This is a genomic window from Thermosynechococcus sp. QKsg1 (assembly GCF_031586415.1).
Taxonomy (GTDB): domain Bacteria; phylum Cyanobacteriota; class Cyanobacteriia; order Thermosynechococcales; family Thermosynechococcaceae; genus Thermosynechococcus.
In genome coordinates, this window is record NZ_CP134200.1 from 2,140,353 (window position 1) to 2,158,806 (window position 18,454).

Here is an 18,454-nt window from a genome sequence, read left to right on the forward strand (position 1 = left end):
TCTACATCCAATGGGAGAGGCCAATGCCGGCTTCCACACAGAGAAACCCGAGGATAGGCGTACTCAGCCAGTACAGCCACGCAATGCGGGGGTAGCCTTCACGACGCAGGTTCGATACCTCCAGGATAAACGTAGAAAAGGTGGTCAAAGACCCCAAAAAGCCGACGGTGATGCCATAGCTAAGCCACAGCGGTGCCCCCCAACGGACTAAAACATGGCTCAAAAAGCCCATAAGAAAGGCACCCATGAGATTCACGCTCAGGGTACCGAAGACAAGGGTGCCAAAGCGGCGATCGCTCCATAAACCGACGTAGTAGCGTGTCAAAGCGCCGGGCACCGCTCCAATGGCAATGGCCAATACACTCTCAGGTGCGATCATCCCACTTCTCCCAATGGGCTAGACTCCGCAGCACTAAGCGGCTGCCCAACTCCAGTGCTAATAATCCCAGCCCTGTACTGCCGAGCCAGTAAAAACCCTCGACTGCCGCATCTGTGATCCCCAAGAGCTTGTCGTTATCCAACTCGTAGGATGAAAAGGTTGTGTAGGAACCAATAAACCCCGTTGTTAATAGCAAGCGCAAATCGGGATGCAGTACAAACGTGCGGGCAAAGGCAAGGGGAGCAATCACCCCCAGCAGAAAGCAACCCGTGACATTGACGACGAGCGTAGCAAAGGGCACATTACCCGTAAGATAGGGTTCCAAATAGGCCTCTAGTAAGAAGCGGCTCAAGGCAGCGGGGATGGCTCCAAGACTAACGGCCAACGCAGGGCGCAACCAAGGATGAATCGAGATCACGAGCGTGGCTCCTCCACAATCAACACGGGTCGAGTTGAGGTCTCAAGAATACTCTGACACACAGACCCCATGAGAACACACTTGAGACCCTTTTGACCATGTTTGCCAAGAATGATTTCCGTCACGTTGTACAGGGCAGCGGTATCCAAAATGGCTTCGGTAATCGGGCCAGCGGTCACAATGAAACGATAGCGAATGTCTGCGAGGTACTGCTTGACTTGGGCTTCGAGTGTGGCCACTGCCTTGGGATCAGGTACGTCCTGCACATGGAGCACAATCACTTCCGCATCAGCACGCCGCGCTAATTCCGCCGTCTTTTGGAGAACGTAGGGGGTGACACTCGAAACATCCACCGGTGCTAAGAGGACTACGCGTGGTTGTAGCAGGACTTTGGTGGGATCCACCTCGCCCTTTTGCAGGAGTTTTGGCGCAAACGTGGGAATTGCCCATGCCCCCAAGGGAGCCGTAATCAGGATCGAGAGAACCGCGATCGCCAGCATCGTTTCACCCCCCGCCACCCCAGCGGATAAGGGTAAAGCACCGATCGCCGCTTGCACCGTTGCCTTTGCGGAATTCCCCGGCAGCAAAAAGAGGCGTTCGGAGAGTGTCCAATTACTGCCTAGGGTGGAAAGATACCAACCGATGCCCCGCCCAATCAAGGTACCCACCGCTAAAATCACCAAACCCACACCGAGGGAACTTTGCAACACCCCCAACTGGACACTGGCACCCAACAGCACAAAGAGAAAAATCTCTGCCACCTGCCACAGCACATCAAAGCCTCCCCGCAATTGCCGCGCTAGGGGGGCATCCATCTCAATCAAGAAGAAGCCGGCACTCATCACCGCAAGGTAGCCGGAAAACAAGGGCAGGCGATCGGCCAAGCCCACCGCTCCCAAGGCCACTGCTGCTGCCACGAGGGTTGTTTGCACCCGATTTTGACTCCAGTTTTGCTTGACCAACAAAAAGACCAGCGCCCAGGCCAAGCCATAGCCCACGATCAAGCCACCACCAATTTCAAGGAGTGCCTGCACACTCACCCCCAAGGCGGGCGGCAAAGCCCCTAGGAATCCTCCCTCATGCTCAGCCCCCATCAGCAAACTAAACAGCAGCAGTATGACTACATCGGAAATAGCACTGCCCGAGAGAATTGCATCACTAATCCCCTTGTCCACGCCCCAGCCCAAACTTTTTAGCCGTAGCATGCCCGGCACAATGACAGCCGGGGACTCCGGTGCCACGATCGCCCCCAACAATAGCCCTTGGCGCACATCAAATCCCAGTAGCAGCATCGCCACCCCAGCCACAACGACCATTTCACACAGTGCGGGTAATACACCGAGGCGTAGCGCCACCGTGCCCTGTTGTGCCAACTTCTGGCGATCCAAGCCCAGCCCCGCCTTCATCAAAATCACCATCACCGCCACGGCCCGGAAGGTGGGGGCTGCCGTTAGGACATTGGTTTGCAACAGATTCAAGGCCGCAGGCCCGAGGACAATCCCCACGAGAATCATGCCGATCAAGGCCGGTGCCCCTAGTCGCCGTGCCAACTGACCCGCAAAGAATCCCAGCAGGAGAATCAGGGCAAGGGTTTCTAGAATGGCTGACATTGCTGCAAACTTCGCTGTGACACCGAACCCTACCCTATCGGATGATCAGGTCAATTTCCAATGCCCAGCGTCCCTAGCGATCGCTGCAAATTCCTTATATGCTCTATAGTGCTTGGTTATTGGCGGAGCATAGGCAAAATGACATATTGCTTGGGAATTCTCACCACGTCGGGTCTGGTGATGGCGGCAGACTCTCGCACCAATGCGGGGGTGGATTATATTTCCACCTATCAGAAACTCTTTGATTTTTCGGTGCCGGGGGAGCGGGTGATTGTCATTTGTACCGCTGGTAACCTTTCAATTACTCAGGAAGTGCTCACGCTCATTCGCCGTGATCTCAAGGGTCAGTTGGAGCACAGTCTCAACTCACTGCCCAATATGTACGAGGTAGCCCGCTATGTCGGTGGTAAGCTGCGGGAGGTCACCGATAGTCATCGCCCTTGGTTGGCCAAAGATAACATTGACTACCAATGCACATTTCTGGTGGGGGGGCAAATTCGTGGCGAGGAACCCTACCTCTACCTGATCTACAGTCAGGGCAACTTTCTGCAAGCGACCCCCGAAACTCCCTTTCTTCAAATTGGTGAAACAAAATATGGCAAGCCGATTTTAGACCGCACGTTGCGCTTCGATACGCCGGTAGATGCGGCGGCAAAGTATGCACTGCTCTCCCTTGATTCAACGATGAAATCCAATATCTCCGTCGGCCCCCCCCTTGACCTGATCATGTACCGCACCGATAGCTTTCAGATCTGTCACCGCGCCGAATTTGTCTTGGGTGATCCTTTTTTGTCGAAGGTGCGGCAGTTCTGGGAGGCCTCCCTGCGGCGGGCTTTTGAGGAAATGCCCGACATTGAATGGAATCGGCGTCAACCCTCCCCCACGTCCTCAATGGTGCTACCAACACCGGAAACCCTTGTTGCAGATTAGAAAAAGCCAACTATGACATCTCCTTCGTTAGCGCAGCAAGTAGCAGCTCTCGGCATTGATCACATTCAGCGGCATCTATTCCTATGTGCTGATCAAACCAAACCCCTGTGCTGTGACAAGGCAGTGGGTTTAGAAGCATGGGAGTATTTGAAAAAACGCCTCAAGGAATTGGGCTTGGATCAACCGCGCCCAGAGGGCTGTATTTTTCGCACAAAGGCCAATTGCCTACGGGTGTGTCAACAAGGCCCCATTTTAGTGGTCTATCCCGATGGCGTCTGGTATCGCTCGGCAACGCCAGCAGTTATTGAGCGGGTGATTCAGGAGCATGTGCTGAGGGGGCAGATTGTCCAAGAGTATCTACTGGCGTCACCACCGCCCGAAAGAGCAGGCGATCGCCCCACCAATAGCCCGCATGGGTAATGCGCACCGGTGTCCCTTCCTCTAAGGGCACGCGATCGCTTTGGTGCTGGTGCGGATCAAAGGGAACACAGGCTCCAACCTCACCAATCAACCGAATCCCCCACTGCTCGAGGAGTTGAAACACTGGCTTTACTAGGGGCAAAATCCGCTGGGCGGGGGCGGTGGGGTTTTGGCTAGCAGCATAAGCGGCAGTGGGCCAGAAGCGCAGAAACGGCTCCAGGATCTGAAGGGCTTGGTGTTGGAGCGCCGCCTCAGCAGCCGATTCACCATAGAGCCACTGAAACAACTCCAAGGGAGTCACCCCCAGAACTTGGGCAAGGTGTTCGAGGGTTTCTAGGCGCAGTTGGTGTAGGTCGCCAGACCAAATGGCATTGGCTTGCTGGCGGCTAAATCCTTTACGGCGTAGTTGACTCTTGCGGGTAATGCCGGCCATGGCGAGGCGGGCTTGCAGACGCTGGCTCATGGTTCTAGGCGCTGCCCCGTTTGCTCATCAAAGAAGTGGAAATGCTGGGGATCAGGGCGCAAATACAGGCGATCGCCCCGCTGAATCGGCTGTTGTCCCGGCAAGCGCACCCGCAACAATTCTCCTGTTGCAGTGAGGTGAACCGTCAACCCCGTTTCATGGCCAAGGGCTTCCACCAGATCTACTTCAACGGGCAGCGTATTCTCTGCATCGGCCGTCGCCAGCACAAAATGCTCAGGACGAATCCCCAACCATGCCTTGGATACCGAGGGTAAGGGCTGGCTTAGGGACAACTGCCAATGGTGGTACTGAATCTTCCCTTGGTTGAGGGTCACGGCTAAGAAATTCATTGGCGGTGAGCCAATAAACTCAGCGACAAAGCGATTGGCAGGGCGTTGATACAGGTCGAGGGGGCTGGCAATTTGTTGGATTTGACCTTGGTGCAGCACCACAATGCGATCGCCCATCGTCATCGCTTCCGTTTGATCATGGGTCACATAAATGGTTGTGATGCCCAATTGCCGCTGAAGTTGGACAATTTGAGCGCGGGTTTCGGTGCGCAGCTTGGCATCAAGGTTTGAAAGCGGTTCATCCATCAAAAAGACTTGGGGATTGCGGGCCATGGCTCGTCCGAGGGCCACCCGCTGCTTCTGACCACCCGACAGTTGTTTGGGATAGCGATAGAGCAAGTGACCAATTTGCAACATCGCCGCAATCTGCATCACCCGCTGGTGAATCATGCGTTCGCGGGGAAAAGAGAGTTGCATCCCCTTGGGGAGCGATCGCGTCCAGCGGGTCAGGGTCGCTTCAATGGGGGCGGGTAACAGGCCATTCATTTGCGAGTTGCGGCGCAAGCCAAAGGCCAAGTTGTCATAAACCGTGAGATGGGGATAGAGGGCATAGCTTTGAAAAACCATGGCAATGTCCCGCGCTTTGGGGGGTAAACCATTGACCACGCGATCGCCCACCCAAATTGTGCCCGTGGTTGGTTCATCCAAACCCGCAATCAGCCGCAGCAGGGTACTTTTGCCACACCCCGAAGGCCCCACCAGCACCAAAAACTCGCCCGCACCGACCCTCAGATCAATCCCTTGCAGCACCGTGACATCATGCCCGCGCTGGGGGTCGCGATAGACCTTGGTCAGTTGTTCAAGGCGTACACCGGTCACGATCGCTATCCTAGAGGGGCTAATTGGCTAGAATCCCACACTGAGGCGAATCTGACAAGACACCTAGGCAAGGTGCAGATTCAGTACCGAACGGGGCGCACGGCGGACTCGTGCCCGAATCGTCGGCAGTCCGAGCCGTTGACAGGCTTCGTAGCGATGACACCCCGAAAAGCCATAGTACTGCCCTTCGACTTCAAGGACATCAATGGGTTCCTGCTGGCCAATTTCCGCAATGGAGGCCATCAAGGCTGCGACTTTTGCAGGATCCGTTTGCCGCATCAGGGGACGACGAATGGCATTGAGGGGCAAATCGATCACTCGCATTGACTTATCCAAACTCATTATGACTTTATTTTAGCAAGCGATCTGCAATCGGCCACAAAACGCCCTTGAATAACTTCCTAAGTTTGCAGTAAGACAATAGGGGTCGGCTTTTAGCCGTTGGTTGTGCAGTTTACATGGGTTTTTTATGGGTTTGCAACGTCGTCGCTTCCTCACCCTTGCCGCCGCCGGTATGGGGGCAGCACTTTTTCCCCAAGGATTACAGCTTCTCTATCAACGGGCAGCCCAAGGTGAACTGCTGACCACACGCGGATTTGGCCCCTTGGTGAAGGATCCCAATGGCCTGTTGGATTTGCCGGCAGGCTTTCAGTATCGGGTGTTTTCCAAGCTGGGCGATCGCCTGAGTGATGGTGCCCCCGTCCCGACGCTCCATGATGGCATGGCCGCCTTCCCCGGCCCCGATGGCACGACCATCCTTGTGCGCAACCATGAGATGTATCCGGGGCTACCCCGTGCCTTTCAGGGGGTGGTGGCTCCCAAGGAGCGGATGTATGACCCCATTGCCCCCGGCGGCACCACTACACTCGTGGTGAGTAAAGATCGGCAACTCCTCAAGCATTACGTTTCTTTGGCCGGTACCTCGCGCAATTGTGGTGGCGGCAAAACCCTTTGGGGCAGTTGGATTAGCTGCGAGGAAACCATTTCCACGCCCGAACATCCTGCCAACCGCGGTCCGGTGCAAAAACGCCACGGCTACAACTTTGAAGTACCGATCAGTGCCCAAGGCCCCGTGACGCCAGTTCCCCTCAAGGCAATGGGGCGCTTTCAACATGAGGCGATCGCCATCGACCCGCAAACGCATATCGTCTATCAAACAGAGGATCGCGGCGATAGTCTCTTTTATCGCTTTATTCCCAAGGAACCCACCAACCTTGCTGCTGGCGGCCAACTCCAAGCCTTGAAAATCAAACGCTACCCGAAAATTAACACCGGTCAGGATTTTCCCCTACGCAAACCCTTCGAGGTGGAATGGGTAAATATCACCCAGCCTGACCCTCCCCTAGACACCGTGCGCTATGAGGGCTATGACAAGGGGGCAGCCCAATTTGTACGCGGTGAAGGCCTCTGCTACCACAATGGCGAGTTTTACTTTACAGCCACCAGTGGTGGTGAAAAGCGGCTAGGCCAAATCTGGCGATACCGCCCCGGTCGCACCGCAGCAGATGGTGGCACGATTGAGCTGTTTGTCGAGTCCCCCGGCAAAGAGGTTCTTGATTATCCCGATAACTTGACGATGGCCCCTTGGGGAGATCTCATTTGCTGCGAAGATGGCGACGATGCCATTAATCGCCTCATTGGTATCACCCCCCAAGGAGAGCTATACACCTTTGCGCGCAATGCCCTCAATGATCAAGAACTGGCAGGGGTTTGCTTCTCACCCGACGGCCAAACCATGTTTGTCAATCTCTACCATCCGGGGATGACCTTTGCCATTTGGGGGCCCTGGGATCGGCGGGGTTAATGCCCACAGCAAAAGGGAGCCAAGAATGACCTGACTCCCTCGTTATTTTCCTACTGACTCAACTCAACACTTCAACCCAGTGTCATTGCTGCCTTAGCTCAGCGCCACAGGGGAGCGATCGTAGGTGGCACCAAAGACGGGGTTAATTTTCCCTTGGATTTGGTTCCAGTAGTGGGCTGCCGCCACCGGCATGCCGATTGCTTCTGCCATCCGGGCAAGGAGGGTTTGTTCACGGCTTTTAATCATCACATGATGTGCCATCGCCAAGGAGCGAGCCATTTCGTTAACCGTTGCCGTCACGGGCACAGAAGCCACATTATCGGCCAAGCGAGCAGCGGGAACACCGGCGGGTTGTTTGCCTTTTTGATACTTGACACCCCGATAGGTCATGATTTTTAAGGAGTCTTCCGGTGGATTTGTCGGAGCAGCCACACGATAGGTGCTACCGCGATACTTGGCCACGACATCCGTTGCTTGGCTGTTGATCGCTGGAGGAACGTAGTTGTATTGAACGCCGCGATAAGTAAGAGTCGTCATAATTTTCGCCCCATTTTTATTACAAGGTGGACTGATTGAGGCGCGTTCCTTCGGGATCTGTTGCCCTACTTCCGTCCCTCGCGAAGGTACAACGCTGACAATTAAACTCGGTCTGAAAAGCGTTTACTGATGTCCTGCGAGAGATGAACGATTTATTTCTGTATCTAATTTAACAATTTCTCGACCTTAAAGCAAGCTGTTCATAGAAATTTACAATACTCGGGTCAACACTTCCTTAGGGGTGTCATGGGCTAAGACAACAAAAAAGGCCAACCCAGAGGATTGACCCAATTAGATGATTTTTGAACGTTTATCGAGGAGTGGTTTTAGCCCTCGGCTAGGGGATAGACGCTCACGCGCTTGCGATTTTTGCCATAGCGCTCAAAGGTGACCACACCCGCGATCGTTGCAAAAAGAGTATCGTCACTGCCGCGACCGACATTGACGCCGGGGTGAAACTTTGTCCCCCGCTGCCGTACAAGAATGTGACCGGCCTTAACCACTTCACCGCCAAAGTGCTTGACCCCCAGACGCTGGGCATTGGAGTCACGACCGTTGCGGGTACTACCTGTTCCTTTCTTGTGTGCCATGTTAACCTCCTAGGGATTCACCGTTGAGACGAATCTCGTTGATCATGATGCGGGTCAGTTCTTGGCGATGGCCTTGTTTTTTGCGGGTTTTCTTTTTCGGACGCATTTTATAGACAATCACCTTGGGGCCGCGACGATGCTCCATGACCGTACCAGAGACAACCGCACCACTAACGTAGGGTTGACCGACGTGGACTTGGCTATCGGTTTGCACCAGCAACACCCGTTCTAGATCAATTGTGCCCTCTGGCTCGACGGGGAGCCGCTCCACATCGTAAAAGCGCCCGGCTTCAACGCGCAGTTGCTTGCCACCGGTCTCAATGATTGCGTATGCCATAGAAACTAAAAAACTCCTTGCCGTGCAGGTGAGGGGATGCGTGCCTCTTGCAAAACCTGTTCCGTGCAAACTCAACAATTTTCCATCATAAAATTTATCTCCTGTGGCTGTCAAACCCCTAGCCAACCCAAGGCAGACTGCCGGTTGAACGTTTGCTCAGTTTGGGGCGCTCATCGAGGGAGATGTCCTTAAACATGTCTGGATAGTAAAAAACAATGAGGGTGGTACCCACACAAATGACATCTTCATGGTGGAGGAGGGTGCTGTGCTGAATTGGCAGGCCATTGAGGAGCGTGCCATTGCGACTGTGGTAATCACTAATGAAATAGAGGGGCTGCCCCTTAAAGAGAAAGGCGTTGATGACGGCATGCACTCGCGAGACGTAGGCATCTTTGAGGAGAATACTGCAATCCAGTTGGCGACCAATCGTCCACTGGCGATCGGGACTGAGAATAACTTCCCGTTTCGGCAAACCACGTTCGCGAATGATCAGCCATGCTTTGGGGTAGGTTGGTGCTGACATGGGTGTCTCCCCCCACTCTGGGATGCCCTTAGCCTAGATCGCCTAGATGACAAACGTTGCCCCATCCCCTTGAGCCGCTTGCCAACTACGGGCATCAAAGTATAAATCCTCAAGGGAAATACTGGCCAAGGCATCTTGAAGTTTTTGGTGCAGACGTTGCCAGAGGCTGAGGGTTACCCAATCTGCTGTGCTGTCTTCTGGTTGGGGAGGATGCAAAAACAGGGGGGTCGGCGATTCACCAACGGCAGTGAGGATGTCCCGCAGGGAAATGGCCGCCGGGGGACGAGCCAGTTGATAGCCCCCATAGACGCCTCGCAGCGATCGCACCAAGCCAGCCCGCCGCAATTCAATCAAGAGTTTTTCCAGATAGGGGGCAGGAATCTTTTGCCGCTCAGCAATGGCGCGCACGGAGGCAGGCCCATAGTTGGGTAACAAACTCAAGTCCAATAGAGCCTTGATACTGTAGTGGCCACGGGTGGTGAGGGTCACGCTGCTTTGCCAACGGTGGTAATGTACAGAACCGCTTCTTGCGGGGGAATGCCCAAGAGATCGTTGACCTGATCATCAAAGAAACCGCCAATGCCACTGACCCCTAGCCCCAAAGCGGTGGCAGCCAAATTGATCCGCTGTCCAAGGTGGCCAGCATCCATGTGGAGATAGCGATAAGCCCGTTCCCCATAGCGAGCGATCGCCCGCTCCAGATTGGCGGTATGGAAAATCACCACGGCGGCATCGCGACCGAGGTCTTGATTGAGGCAGAGGAAATGCAACTGCTCTTGAAAGTTCTTGAAGCGAATTTGGCGTAGCTCATGCTCGGCCACAGCATAGTAGTAGCAGCCCTCCTCCAGATCCTTGACCCGCGTCACGGCAATAAAGGTTTCCACCAATGTCGGGTCAAAGAAACTAGGGGCTTCATCTAGGCCTTGATCGCGGTAGTCCTGAGGATGGTAGGCAAAGGTGAGCAGGGCAGCCAGTTGATCCACCTCAATCCCTTGGCCACTGTACTGACGAGTCGAGCGCCGCTGCAGAATGGTTTGCTGGAGAGCGGCTAGATGGGTTTCCCAGTCAATGATGGTTTTGCTGAGACTCACCCGCAGACCAAAGGGAAAGTTGTATTTACTAGCAGGGGGTTCAGTAGGCTCCTTGGCAGGGGGGCTGGGGGTCTCTTTGGCCATGCCGTAGATCATGTCACTATTGGTGAGGGCACTGGCACGATGGTAAGCCTTCAGTAGCTCGCCACTGGCGATCGCCCCATAGTCATAGCAGGTGGCAGAGGCCAACACTGCGGGGAAGGTGGACAAGTTTTCACCCACTTCGAGTAAATTGGCAAGGGCAACCACCGCCAACACTCCCTCCTGTTCTGGATCAAGGTAAAGCAGTTCATTCATTTGGGCATCCACAAAACCACCAATGAAGTGAGCGCGAAAGTCATGGATATTGGCGGCCAGTTCCACATTCCCCAAAAGGTGCCCAATGTCGAGGCAAATGCGGCGATAGGCGCGATCGCCATAACGCCAAGCGGAACGGTAAAAGACGGCTGTCACGATCAGCGCAATGTGCGTCCTTTCTAGCGCTGGATGCCAAAGACAAGCGGCCTGTAGGGCTGACCAAGAATAGCTTTGCCACACCTGCACAAGGGCATGGTCTTTCACTTGGTAGTTATAAATGCCAGCGGGAATGGCGGTGTCGTTGCGAGTGAGGAGATAGATTTCCGCTGGATATAGCCCCCCGGCAGAAGGTGCTGCCCGCATATAAAAGGGCTGATCGGGATAGGGAACCACCCCAGTAATGCCATAGGTACAGTACAACAACCGTGAGAGTCGCTGCCAGTGGGGGTGGGCTGCCCCCTGCTCAGGTTCTAAAAACGGCTTGAGGGAGAAGAACTGACCAAGGGGATAGGTTTTGAAGGGACTGGGCTGGCGACTAAAATCGAGCGGTGCTGCCTGTTGGGCTAAGGTCTCAGGGGCGTACTTGGTGCGTTCGTGGTAATGCTGTGCCAAGGAAAGCGGTTGAAACCCCATTGTGGTGCCTCACCAAGTTAAGAAACCATTAAATAAAATGAACTTCTTCAATAAATCCCCCTACAGTCAAAAAGGTTTAGGTAGAAATACTTAGTCACAGTACAACGCTCTTTATACCATTATGGCCAAATTCAGCAATGAGGAACTATTGGCAGCCTATGCAGCGGGGGAACGAGATTTTCGGGGCAGCGATCTGACGGGTCTGAGCCTTTTTGACACCAATCTCAGCGATGCCGATTTTAGTGACAGTGATCTGGAGAATGCCTATCTGCCCTATTGCCAGTTGAATCGAATTCAAGCGACTGCCACCAATCTACGCCACAGTGAATTAGGGGATGCTCAGTTGTATCAAGCGAACCTTGCGGCAGCGGATCTTGAAGGAGCCAACCTTGTCCGCACCAACCTCCGATCGGCCAATTTGGAACGGGCAAACCTGCAAGGCGCTAATCTTCAGGGGGCGGATCTGCGCTATGCCAATTTGCGACAAGCGAATCTCCAAGGGGCCAACCTGCAACAGGCCAATTTAGAGCAGGCAGATTTAACGGCAGCACAGGTACAGCGGTGTAATTTTTTTCGGGCAACGGGTGTTGATCTGTCGGCTGCGGTGTGCGATCGCACCACAGTTTATCCCGATGGCTATTTTTACCCCTGACTCAGGGTGATGAGGGTGACTGGATTAAGGGGATGGAGGCGGTGGCCTTGACCCAAGGGAACGGAGCGGCTGAGTTGCACGTGTAGCACTTGCGGGCTGATTTGCTGGGTCTGACACCAATGGAGAACTTGGCCTTGGTGTTCAAGGGTGGCGATCGCCAGCACCACCCGGCCGCCAGCTTTCAAGTGTGACCAACAATAGTCAAGATTGGCCAGTAATTGGGCACCACTGCCGCCAATAAACACGCGATCCGGTTGCGGCAAGCCACTGAGGCTCTGGGGAGCCGCCCCTTGAATTGGGATCAGATTGGTCAAACCAAAAGCCTTGCGGTTGCGCTCAATCAGTTGGCAGCCAATCGCCGTTTTCTCGATCCCATAGATGGTGGCTTGGGGGGCAAGGCGGGCGATTTCCACAGCGACACTGCCGGTGCCGGCACCTATATCCCAAACGGTTTCGATAGTGCTGGTGAGGGCAAGTTCCGCCAAGGCCAATACCCGCACTTCCCGCTTCGTCATCAAGCTGGGGCGATCGCCAAAGGTGAAAAATTGATCATCCCCTAAGCCAAAAACGGGCTGTTCCCGAGGGGGTAGGTGCTGGGGTTGACGCAGGAGCACCACCAAATTCAAGGGATGTACTGGCGGCAATTCCGTCACTGGTTGGGCTAAGTCCCACCGCAGAATGGCTTCCCCTGCGCTACCCAAGGCTTGACACACCCACGCCCGATAGGACACAGGCAGGTGCAATGCTTGATATAAGCGGCTAATGGCAGCAATATTAGCCTCACCATCGGTATAGATGGCAATTTTCTCCACCCCCCGCTGCAACAGCGGCACCAACCCGGCTAAATCGCGACCGTGGGCACTGTAGATCACGGCATCCTGCCAAGGGAGCTTGAGGCGACTAAAGGCCAACTGCACCGCACTGAGGTGGGGATGAAATGTCAACTGATCGGGGGTAAAAACTTCAAGGAGCCAGCGTCCCAAGCCGTAAAACAGGGGATCGCCACTGGTGAGAATGACCACTTGGGGGTCGGGGGTTGTTGCCAAGTGGGTTTGAATCGCCTTGAAAGTGGCATGAAAGTCTCGTAGAGACAAGCGGGGGGCGTCTCCATGGGGAATCAACTGAAGATGGCGATCGCTCCCCACCAAGAGCGTCGCTGTGCGAATAATTTCCTGAACTGTTGCCCCCAACCCTGCCAGCCCCTCTAGGCCAATGCCGACTACATGAATCGGGGTCACGCTGACTCCTCACTATCGGCCAACTCCAGTAGGGCATTCACAATCGCTGCCGCCACAGGCGACCCCCCCTTGCGACCGGCAACGCGAATTTGAGGCACGGGCAGTTGGGCAAGGGCTGCTTTTGACTCTACAACATTGACAAAGCCAACGGGGACACCAATGACGCCCGCCGGCGGTACACGGGTTTGTTGCAGGCGATCGCACAGGGCAAGGAGCGCCGTTGGCGCATTCCCAACCACAAACAGGCCATAGGGCCACTGTTGCCAAGCGCGGATCATCCCTGCTTCGCTGCGGGTTTGACTAGGGGCGGTGTGGCTGCCATCGTCGAGGGCGGTAATAATTGGATTCTGAAAGGTACGGCTGACCATGGTTTGAATGCCGACCCTGACCATGGCCACATCGGTAATAATCGGCACACCTGAGCGCAGGGCCTGTGTGATGTGGGCGATCGCCCCCGGCGAAATCTCCAGCAGGTTCTTAAACTCAAAATCTGCTGTGCTGTGGATAATTCGCCGCAAAATCGCATAGCTTGGGGCATCAAAAGGGTGAGGACCGATCTCGCGATCAATGATGGCAAAACTGGCTTGGGCAATGGGATGCAGCAGAGACACAGGACTTCTGATAGGATAGTAGAACTGCCTAAACGTGGAGAGATGGCCGAGTGGTCGAAGGCGCAGCACTGGAAATGCTGTGTGGGGCAACTCACCGAGGGTTCGAATCCCTCTCTCTCCGTCCTATTGTTATCTTGCCACTACAGGGGGTATCCTTTGCGGCAACCAAGGGAGAGGTGGCTGCCCTAAAATAGAAAACATAGAGAATACTCCCAACGCAGTTAGGGGTTCTTAAGTGCTTAATTTCTAACCCCCTTGAGGATTCTTTACTATGCGTTTCTCCTCAATCCCTTGGATAGTAATTGCCAGTATGCTGCCTGCTGTACCTGTCTTTGCTAATTCCGCTGCCATTGGCACGATTCAAGTTAGCCCCGAGTTGCGATCGGCACTGCAATCAGCCCCCGATCCTGCGGCAAACCCCAATGCTGTCCAACCTGCGAGTAATATGGCAGAGATTGAAAACAGCCTAGAGATTTCGCCTGTGCCTACTCGCCCCGATCCAAAGGTGTACAGGCAGTTTGAAGAGCCGCGTAATAATCGCGGTCTTGGCTTCAAAGTGGGCATCTAGGGATCCAAGGCAGCACTTTTGGCCGCGTGCAGTTGGCCATTGTGTTGATCGAGTAGAGCTTGAGCGGCAAGGGCGTCCAGTCCTGTCCAGTACATGAGCAGAGCACGCTTCACTTGGTAGCCACTGCGTTCGAGAAGGTCTGCTGCTGCTGCGCGATCAATTCCCGTGAGATCCGTAAGAATCCGCAGGGCACGATCCAAAAGCTTACGGTTGCTGACGGCTACATCCACCATGCGGTTGCCATAGACTTTGCCCAACTGCACCATCACCCCCGTGGAAATGATATTCAATGCCATCTTTGTGGCAGTACCGGCTTTCAAACGGGTGGATCCGGCAAGGAGTTCAGGCCCCACCAACAGGCGAATGTCAATGTCGGCAGCCCGCTGTAGCTGATCCGAGGGAACACAGGCCATAAAGACCGTAAGTGCCCCTACTGCTTGCGCTGCATCCAGTGCCCCATGGACATAGGGAGTGGTTCCGCCAGCGGTAATCCCAATCAAGACATCTTGGGCAGTGATCTGGCGATCGCCCACCACGGCGGCGCCATCTTCGTAGCGATCCTCAAGGCCTTCAGAACTGCGCACAAGGGCAGCCTCACCGCCAGCCAGAATGCCTTGAACCAAATGGGGCGGTGTACAAAACGTGGGCGGACATTCGGCAGCATCCAAAACCCCCAAGCGACCACTGGTGCCGGCACCAATGTAGAAGAGGCGTCCCCCTTGGCGAAGGCGGGCTGCTGTGGCGGTAATGGTTTGGGCTAAGGCCTCGCGGGCTTGGGCGATCGCCCGCAGCGTCTGGGCATCTTCCTGATTAAAAAGATCAACTAGTTCCAAGGGAGTGAGCTGATCCAGATTTTGGCTGGCGGGATTGATCTGCTCCGTCAAGAGATGACCACGACTAGGGAGTTCTTGGAAATCTGTCATGGCCGCGCTGAAATTTCTGCCATTTCAATCACAGTGCCGTCGTAGTCCTTAACAAGGAAATTGAGGGGGCGATCGCTGCGCATTTTGTAGCGCAACTGCCGCCGCTGAATCCGCAGCAATAGGAGCTCGAGGCACTCACGGTCAAAGCAGACATGGCGCTGACGGTTGCGTTCCCCCTTGCTGGCACCACTAATGACATGCAGTTGCGTATTTTTCTTGAGTTGGTACCACAACCCATCCCTAGGGCTGGGGCGCTTGGGGCTGCTGTAGCTCAAGGCCGAGGGCACATAGAGCGGATCCATCGAAGCCACGCCAAGGGTTTGCTCATAGTTGTAGTAGTAGTGCAGCGGTACATGAGCGATCGGCAAATGCAACTCCTGCTCGTAGAACTGCCGCGCGTGCTCTAGATCCGAAACCATGATCGTATAGACTTTGGGGGCACTGGACAAAAAGAGCCACATTGCCCCTGCGTAGCCCATCAGCAGCATGATCATGATCCCCTGGGTGGAGAATACCCCATCCCAGAGACCATCCAGCCAAGCAAATAAAGGAGGAGTCAACAACATGCCAATGTTCTAGGGAAAGCTCCTTTTATTCTAGTGACTATCCTAGTCAACAGACCCAGCAATAGTTTATTCATTGATAAAAATATATTCTTGACGTTGCTGAGACTGGGATTTGCCAAGGGCTGTAGGGGTGTGGGGCTAGGTTATAATCCCTTAATCTGTAAATAATGTTCTCTTAAACACGAGTTTCCCCTAGAACTGTCGTTGTGAGCTATGCCCCTCAGCGCATTTCGCCAGACGAGTGTTTACCAAAAGACAACACCCCAGTCCCCTGCAACATTCCAAATTCCACTTATTTGTGTTTGCGGTTGCTTCTTAGGCATTTGTTTCTTAGTGTTCAGTGGACTTGGCCAACAGTGGGATATTGCTTTGTCCGAGATTGTCCGAACCGTTTTACCGCGTGAGTTTGCTCCTGTTGCAAAATTGTCCTATTTTTCGGGCAATGCCCCCGTTGCTGGCAGTTTGGTGTTTATTTCCCTCGTGATTTTAGGGAGACATCGCCGCTGGCGCGAGGTGAGGGCGATCGCGTTCTCGACGCTGTTCATCCTGATTCTCATTGATCGGGTGCTCAAACCGTTCTTTGATGTCGCTCGACCCGATAATCCACTGGTCTTGCACTTGAGCGGGCATAGTTTTCCCAGTGGGCATGCAGCAGGGAATCTTCTGCTGTACTTCCTCTGGAGCTATTTCCTTTCTAAGAAGCGACCAACCTTGAGAGGATTGAGCTATGGAGTCGCGATCGCCCTGATGATTTTAATGGGCATCAGCTCTGTTTATGTAGGTGCCCACTGGGTGAGTGATGTATTAGCAGGCTACTGTGTGGGCGATGCGATTTACTTAGTAACGGTGCGATACCTCGAACGCTCCTAGATGTTTGGTTATTTGCTAGGAGCGGCCCAACCTATTCATCTGCAAAGATGTAGTCGTAGAGTTCTTCGGGCTTAGGCTCAGGACTTTCCTCGGCAAAGGCCACAGCATCATCAACAATTGCCTGTACTTTTTGCTCAATGGCACGCAGGTCTTCGCTAGTGGCCAATTCCTGCTCCACGAGGTAGGCACCCAGCTTTTTGATCGGATCGCGCTTCAGCCAAAATTCTTTCTCTTCTTTGGAGCGCAGTTCATCGGGATCGGCAAGGGAGTGCCCCCGGAAACGGTAGGTCAACGCTTCAATGAGGGTGGGGCCTTCTCCGGCACGGGCACGGGCGATCGCCGCCTCAGCCACTGTACGCACCGCCAGCACATCCATGCCATCCACTTCTTCACCTACCATGCCAAAGACCTTGGCCTTCTTGTAGATTTCTGTTTCGGAACTGGCACGCTCATGGGCCATACCGATCGCCCACTTGTTATTTTCTACAATGAAAAGAATAGGTAATTTCCAGAGTGCCGCCATATTCAAGCACTCAAAGAACTGGCCATTATTGCTGGCACCATCGCCAAAGAAACAGGCGGTGACCTGATCGGCTTTGGCATCGCCCATCACCTGACGGCGGTACATCGTCTGAAATGCTGCCCCCGTTGCGACTGGAATCCCCTCAGCGACAAAGGCAAAGCCCCCCAAGAGATTATGCTTGGCAGAAAAGAGGTGCATTGAGCCGCCCCGGCCTTTGCTACACCCCGTTGCCTTGCCAAAGAGTTCAGCCATCACTTCACGGGCAGGAACACCGGCGCTCAGGGCATGAACGTGATCGCGATAGGTACTGCAGACGTAATCATCGGGACGCATCGCCTTGATCACACCTGTAGAGACTGCCTCTTGACCGTTGTAGAGGTGGACAAAGCCAAACATCCGCCCTCGGTAGTACATTTCGGCACACTTATCTTCAAAGGTGCGCCCCAGTACCATATCTTCATAGAGCATTAACCCCTGCTCACGGGTAATCGTGGTTTGGGGAATGGACAAAGAGGGCAGACTACGCTCTTGAACCATAGTAGGCAGTGATCAACCTAGGGTAAACGCCGTACCAACAGGGCAAGCCGCCGTTGGCATCACACTATTGTACTCAAATTACAGCCCTTTTCTTAAATATGGGAGTGACAAGGGAATGCCAGCCTCTGCTAATCACAGTAAATGAGTATTCCTGCCCCCTGCTGGTTTGCTAAAAAGAGAAGCAGGATAGATGTGGGCAGCAGCCATTGCCTCTGGGTCAAAACGTTTTGCTAGGGTCGTTTGCAGACCGTGCCATGCAGTTTCTAGGATGCAACTGGGTAAGTCTCCTTCCTCTGCAGCTGCGATGAGCGCTTCAAGGTCTGTTGGCGGTTCATTGTCGGGAATGGCGATTAAAATTGCAGCAATACTCATTCAGAAGTCCCCAGTAAACTTGATCGAGGTAATCAGCAACTAACTTCCCAGAAGGAAGGCAACGAGGAACAAGCCATAGAGCAGACCAAACTTCAGGGCATTGAGAATTTGACCAAAGAGAGTTTGCCGCAGTTTCCAGCGATCGCTATAGAACAAGGCACTAATCACTTCAGCAATAATTGCTACGATGCTCGAGGCCACAATATCTAAATAGCCCAATTGACCTGCACTCGAGGAAATGGCCAAGCCCAAGAACACCCCAAAAAGAAAGGCAATAGTCAGTGTCGCTAGCCGTCGCCACGGATTTTTTAACTGCTCCTGAATCCCAGCGCCTAGACGATCAAGCAGGGTATTAAGACGGGTTTGCTGCATATACTCAGGACGGGAAAAGGT

General features: G+C 54.1%; 25 protein-coding genes, 1 tRNA gene and 1 riboswitch. Of the genes, 7 read left to right on the forward strand and 19 right to left on the reverse strand.

Annotated features, from left to right (window positions below; all coding sequences use genetic code 11):
• Position 1: 1 nt before the first annotated feature.
• From RHP47_RS10470 to RHP47_RS10480, 3 genes are read right to left on the reverse strand one after another with little or no spacing between them, the layout of a single operon-like run.
• Complete coding sequence (locus RHP47_RS10470) at positions 2-379, reverse strand: CrcB family protein (RefSeq protein WP_310840430.1); 378 nt, start codon at positions 377-379, stop codon at positions 2-4.
• Entirely contained in the window at positions 366-797 is a 432-nt protein-coding gene (crcB, locus tag RHP47_RS10475) for a fluoride efflux transporter CrcB (protein ID WP_310840431.1), read from the reverse strand. The genes RHP47_RS10470 and crcB overlap by 14 nt, the downstream gene beginning before the upstream one ends.
• On the reverse strand, positions 794-2,407 hold the full coding sequence (locus RHP47_RS10480) for a cation:proton antiporter (protein WP_310840432.1): 1,614 nt from the start codon (positions 2,405-2,407) through the stop codon (positions 794-796). Before RHP47_RS10480 ends, crcB begins: the two co-directional genes overlap by 4 nt.
• A gap of 138 nt (positions 2,408-2,545) precedes the next feature.
• On the opposite strand from RHP47_RS10480, the gene RHP47_RS10485 reads away from it, so the two are divergent.
• Together RHP47_RS10485 and RHP47_RS10490 are read left to right on the forward strand one after the other, a co-directional pair.
• The gene (locus RHP47_RS10485) at positions 2,546-3,337 is read left to right on the forward strand and encodes a proteasome-type protease (RefSeq protein WP_190278070.1); all 792 of its coding nucleotides are present in this window, start codon (positions 2,546-2,548) and stop codon (positions 3,335-3,337) included.
• Between the two features lie 12 nt (positions 3,338-3,349).
• Positions 3,350-3,757 carry a ferredoxin gene (locus tag RHP47_RS10490; RefSeq protein ID WP_310840434.1) on the forward strand — a complete coding sequence of 136 codons (408 nt, stop codon included), beginning with the start codon at positions 3,350-3,352 and terminating at the stop codon, positions 3,755-3,757.
• On the opposite strand, the gene RHP47_RS10495 is transcribed toward RHP47_RS10490, so the two are convergent.
• The 3 genes from RHP47_RS10495 to RHP47_RS10505 all read right to left on the reverse strand — a co-directional run bounded on the left by RHP47_RS10495 (position 3,639) and on the right by RHP47_RS10505 (position 5,713).
• Positions 3,639-4,220, reverse strand: a complete 582-nt coding sequence (locus tag RHP47_RS10495; RefSeq protein WP_286625652.1) for a helix-turn-helix domain-containing protein — start codon at positions 4,218-4,220, stop codon at positions 3,639-3,641. The genes RHP47_RS10490 and RHP47_RS10495 overlap by 119 nt on opposite strands.
• Positions 4,217-5,389: an ABC transporter ATP-binding protein gene (locus RHP47_RS10500; protein ID WP_149820662.1), complete on the reverse strand. Its 1,173-nt coding sequence runs from the start codon at positions 5,387-5,389 to the stop codon at positions 4,217-4,219. Before RHP47_RS10500 ends, RHP47_RS10495 begins: the two co-directional genes overlap by 4 nt.
• 63 nt (positions 5,390-5,452) lie before the next feature.
• A complete protein-coding gene (locus tag RHP47_RS10505) occupies positions 5,453-5,713 on the reverse strand; it encodes a ParB N-terminal domain-containing protein (protein ID WP_149820664.1) in 261 nt (86 codons plus the stop codon).
• 145 nt (positions 5,714-5,858) lie between these two features.
• On the opposite strand from RHP47_RS10505, the gene RHP47_RS10510 reads away from it, so the two are divergent.
• Entirely contained in the window at positions 5,859-7,193 is a 1,335-nt protein-coding gene (locus RHP47_RS10510) for an alkaline phosphatase PhoX (protein ID WP_149820666.1), read from the forward strand.
• Positions 7,194-7,286: 93 nt separating this feature from the next.
• Here the strand turns inward: RHP47_RS10510 and RHP47_RS10515 are convergent, their stop codons facing one another.
• The 6 genes from RHP47_RS10515 to RHP47_RS10540 form a co-directional block, all read right to left on the reverse strand.
• Positions 7,287-7,730 carry a DUF4278 domain-containing protein gene (locus RHP47_RS10515; RefSeq protein ID WP_149820668.1) on the reverse strand — a complete coding sequence of 148 codons (444 nt, stop codon included), beginning with the start codon at positions 7,728-7,730 and terminating at the stop codon, positions 7,287-7,289.
• A 39-nt stretch (positions 7,731-7,769) separates the two neighbouring features.
• Positions 7,770-7,882, reverse strand: a riboswitch (Glutamine riboswitch).
• A gap of 174 nt (positions 7,883-8,056) precedes the next feature.
• The gene (rpmA, locus tag RHP47_RS10520; RefSeq protein ID WP_149820670.1) at positions 8,057-8,320 is read right to left on the reverse strand and encodes a 50S ribosomal protein L27; all 264 of its coding nucleotides are present in this window, start codon (positions 8,318-8,320) and stop codon (positions 8,057-8,059) included.
• Position 8,321: 1 nt separating this feature from the next.
• Positions 8,322-8,657, reverse strand: a complete 336-nt coding sequence (gene rplU / locus RHP47_RS10525; RefSeq protein ID WP_149820672.1) for a 50S ribosomal protein L21 — start codon at positions 8,655-8,657, stop codon at positions 8,322-8,324.
• Between the two features lie 118 nt (positions 8,658-8,775).
• On the reverse strand, positions 8,776-9,180 hold the full coding sequence (locus tag RHP47_RS10530) for an FHA domain-containing protein (RefSeq protein WP_310840436.1): 405 nt from the start codon (positions 9,178-9,180) through the stop codon (positions 8,776-8,778).
• 42 nt (positions 9,181-9,222) lie between these two features.
• Positions 9,223-9,669, reverse strand: coding sequence for an Rrf2 family transcriptional regulator (locus tag RHP47_RS10535; RefSeq protein ID WP_149820677.1), 447 nt, complete (start codon positions 9,667-9,669; stop codon positions 9,223-9,225).
• The gene (locus RHP47_RS10540; protein ID WP_310840437.1) at positions 9,666-11,201 is read right to left on the reverse strand and encodes a SagB/ThcOx family dehydrogenase; all 1,536 of its coding nucleotides are present in this window, start codon (positions 11,199-11,201) and stop codon (positions 9,666-9,668) included. The genes RHP47_RS10535 and RHP47_RS10540 overlap by 4 nt, the downstream gene beginning before the upstream one ends.
• A 121-nt stretch (positions 11,202-11,322) precedes the next feature.
• Here RHP47_RS10540 and RHP47_RS10545 point away from each other — a divergent pair, with 121 nt between their 5' ends.
• Complete coding sequence (locus RHP47_RS10545) at positions 11,323-11,853, forward strand: pentapeptide repeat-containing protein (protein WP_149820681.1); 531 nt, start codon at positions 11,323-11,325, stop codon at positions 11,851-11,853.
• On the opposite strand, the gene cbiE is transcribed toward RHP47_RS10545, so the two are convergent.
• Together cbiE and RHP47_RS10555 are read right to left on the reverse strand one after the other, a co-directional pair.
• Entirely contained in the window at positions 11,844-13,091 is a 1,248-nt protein-coding gene (gene cbiE / locus RHP47_RS10550; protein ID WP_310840439.1) for a precorrin-6y C5,15-methyltransferase (decarboxylating) subunit CbiE, read from the reverse strand. The genes RHP47_RS10545 and cbiE overlap by 10 nt on opposite strands.
• Positions 13,088-13,702: a cobalt-precorrin-8X methylmutase gene (locus RHP47_RS10555; protein WP_149820685.1), complete on the reverse strand. Its 615-nt coding sequence runs from the start codon at positions 13,700-13,702 to the stop codon at positions 13,088-13,090. The genes cbiE and RHP47_RS10555 overlap by 4 nt, the downstream gene beginning before the upstream one ends.
• A gap of 36 nt (positions 13,703-13,738) precedes the next feature.
• On the opposite strand from RHP47_RS10555, the gene RHP47_RS10560 reads away from it, so the two are divergent.
• Both RHP47_RS10560 and RHP47_RS10565 read left to right on the forward strand, forming a co-directional pair.
• Positions 13,739-13,823, forward strand: a tRNA-Ser gene (locus RHP47_RS10560).
• A 150-nt stretch (positions 13,824-13,973) separates the two neighbouring features.
• Positions 13,974-14,270: a hypothetical protein gene (locus RHP47_RS10565; protein WP_310840441.1), complete on the forward strand. Its 297-nt coding sequence runs from the start codon at positions 13,974-13,976 to the stop codon at positions 14,268-14,270.
• On the opposite strand, the gene murQ is transcribed toward RHP47_RS10565, so the two are convergent.
• A complete protein-coding gene (gene murQ / locus RHP47_RS10570) occupies positions 14,267-15,193 on the reverse strand; it encodes an N-acetylmuramic acid 6-phosphate etherase (RefSeq protein ID WP_310840444.1) in 927 nt (308 codons plus the stop codon). The genes RHP47_RS10565 and murQ overlap by 4 nt on opposite strands.
• The gene (locus RHP47_RS10575; protein WP_310840445.1) at positions 15,190-15,759 is read right to left on the reverse strand and encodes a glyoxalase-like domain protein; all 570 of its coding nucleotides are present in this window, start codon (positions 15,757-15,759) and stop codon (positions 15,190-15,192) included. The genes murQ and RHP47_RS10575 overlap by 4 nt, the downstream gene beginning before the upstream one ends.
• A 369-nt stretch (positions 15,760-16,128) precedes the next feature.
• Between RHP47_RS10575 and RHP47_RS10580 the strand changes: the two genes are divergently transcribed.
• Positions 16,129-16,629 carry a phosphatase PAP2 family protein gene (locus RHP47_RS10580; RefSeq protein ID WP_286668701.1) on the forward strand — a complete coding sequence of 167 codons (501 nt, stop codon included), beginning with the start codon at positions 16,129-16,131 and terminating at the stop codon, positions 16,627-16,629.
• Between the two features lie 31 nt (positions 16,630-16,660).
• Here RHP47_RS10580 and pdhA read toward each other — a convergent pair whose 3' ends face one another.
• The 3 genes from pdhA to RHP47_RS10595 form a co-directional block, all read right to left on the reverse strand.
• The gene (gene pdhA, locus RHP47_RS10585; RefSeq protein ID WP_149820695.1) at positions 16,661-17,689 is read right to left on the reverse strand and encodes a pyruvate dehydrogenase (acetyl-transferring) E1 component subunit alpha; all 1,029 of its coding nucleotides are present in this window, start codon (positions 17,687-17,689) and stop codon (positions 16,661-16,663) included.
• Positions 17,690-17,821: 132 nt separating this feature from the next.
• On the reverse strand, positions 17,822-18,061 hold the full coding sequence (locus RHP47_RS10590) for a hypothetical protein (RefSeq protein ID WP_149820697.1): 240 nt from the start codon (positions 18,059-18,061) through the stop codon (positions 17,822-17,824).
• A gap of 39 nt (positions 18,062-18,100) precedes the next feature.
• Positions 18,101-18,433 (reverse strand): DUF565 domain-containing protein, encoded by a 333-nt coding sequence (locus RHP47_RS10595; protein ID WP_286625663.1) that lies wholly within the window; start codon positions 18,431-18,433, stop codon positions 18,101-18,103.
• Between the last annotated feature and the right edge of the window lie 21 nt (positions 18,434-18,454).

Bases quoted from the DNA above. Each gene is read 5' to 3' on its own strand.
- pdhA (WP_149820695.1), bottom strand. From the start codon at position 17,689: ATGGTTCAAGAGCGTAGTCTGCCCTCTTTGTCCATTCCCCAAACCACG.
- RHP47_RS10590 (WP_149820697.1), bottom strand. From the start codon at position 18,061: ATGAGTATTGCTGCAATTTTAATCGCCATTCCCGACAATGAACCGCCA.
- RHP47_RS10490 (WP_310840434.1), top strand. From the start codon at position 3,350: ATGACATCTCCTTCGTTAGCGCAGCAAGTAGCAGCTCTCGGCATTGAT.
- RHP47_RS10510 (WP_149820666.1), top strand. From the start codon at position 5,859: ATGGGTTTGCAACGTCGTCGCTTCCTCACCCTTGCCGCCGCCGGTATG.
- RHP47_RS10565 (WP_310840441.1), top strand. From the start codon at position 13,974: ATGCGTTTCTCCTCAATCCCTTGGATAGTAATTGCCAGTATGCTGCCT.
- RHP47_RS10470 (WP_310840430.1), bottom strand. From the start codon at position 379: ATGATCGCACCTGAGAGTGTATTGGCCATTGCCATTGGAGCGGTGCCC.
- RHP47_RS10495 (WP_286625652.1), bottom strand. From the start codon at position 4,220: ATGAGCCAGCGTCTGCAAGCCCGCCTCGCCATGGCCGGCATTACCCGC.
- RHP47_RS10485 (WP_190278070.1), top strand. From the start codon at position 2,546: ATGACATATTGCTTGGGAATTCTCACCACGTCGGGTCTGGTGATGGCG.
- RHP47_RS10505 (WP_149820664.1), bottom strand. From the start codon at position 5,713: ATGCGAGTGATCGATTTGCCCCTCAATGCCATTCGTCGTCCCCTGATG.
- RHP47_RS10515 (WP_149820668.1), bottom strand. From the start codon at position 7,730: ATGACGACTCTTACTTATCGCGGCGTTCAATACAACTACGTTCCTCCA.
- murQ (WP_310840444.1), bottom strand. From the start codon at position 15,193: ATGACAGATTTCCAAGAACTCCCTAGTCGTGGTCATCTCTTGACGGAG.
- RHP47_RS10540 (WP_310840437.1), bottom strand. From the start codon at position 11,201: ATGGGGTTTCAACCGCTTTCCTTGGCACAGCATTACCACGAACGCACC.
- RHP47_RS10545 (WP_149820681.1), top strand. From the start codon at position 11,323: ATGGCCAAATTCAGCAATGAGGAACTATTGGCAGCCTATGCAGCGGGG.
- RHP47_RS10575 (WP_310840445.1), bottom strand. From the start codon at position 15,759: ATGTTGTTGACTCCTCCTTTATTTGCTTGGCTGGATGGTCTCTGGGAT.
- RHP47_RS10595 (WP_286625663.1), bottom strand. From the start codon at position 18,433: ATGCAGCAAACCCGTCTTAATACCCTGCTTGATCGTCTAGGCGCTGGG.
- rpmA (WP_149820670.1), bottom strand. From the start codon at position 8,320: ATGGCACACAAGAAAGGAACAGGTAGTACCCGCAACGGTCGTGACTCC.
- rplU (WP_149820672.1), bottom strand. From the start codon at position 8,657: ATGGCATACGCAATCATTGAGACCGGTGGCAAGCAACTGCGCGTTGAA.
- RHP47_RS10480 (WP_310840432.1), bottom strand. From the start codon at position 2,407: ATGTCAGCCATTCTAGAAACCCTTGCCCTGATTCTCCTGCTGGGATTC.
- RHP47_RS10530 (WP_310840436.1), bottom strand. From the start codon at position 9,180: ATGTCAGCACCAACCTACCCCAAAGCATGGCTGATCATTCGCGAACGT.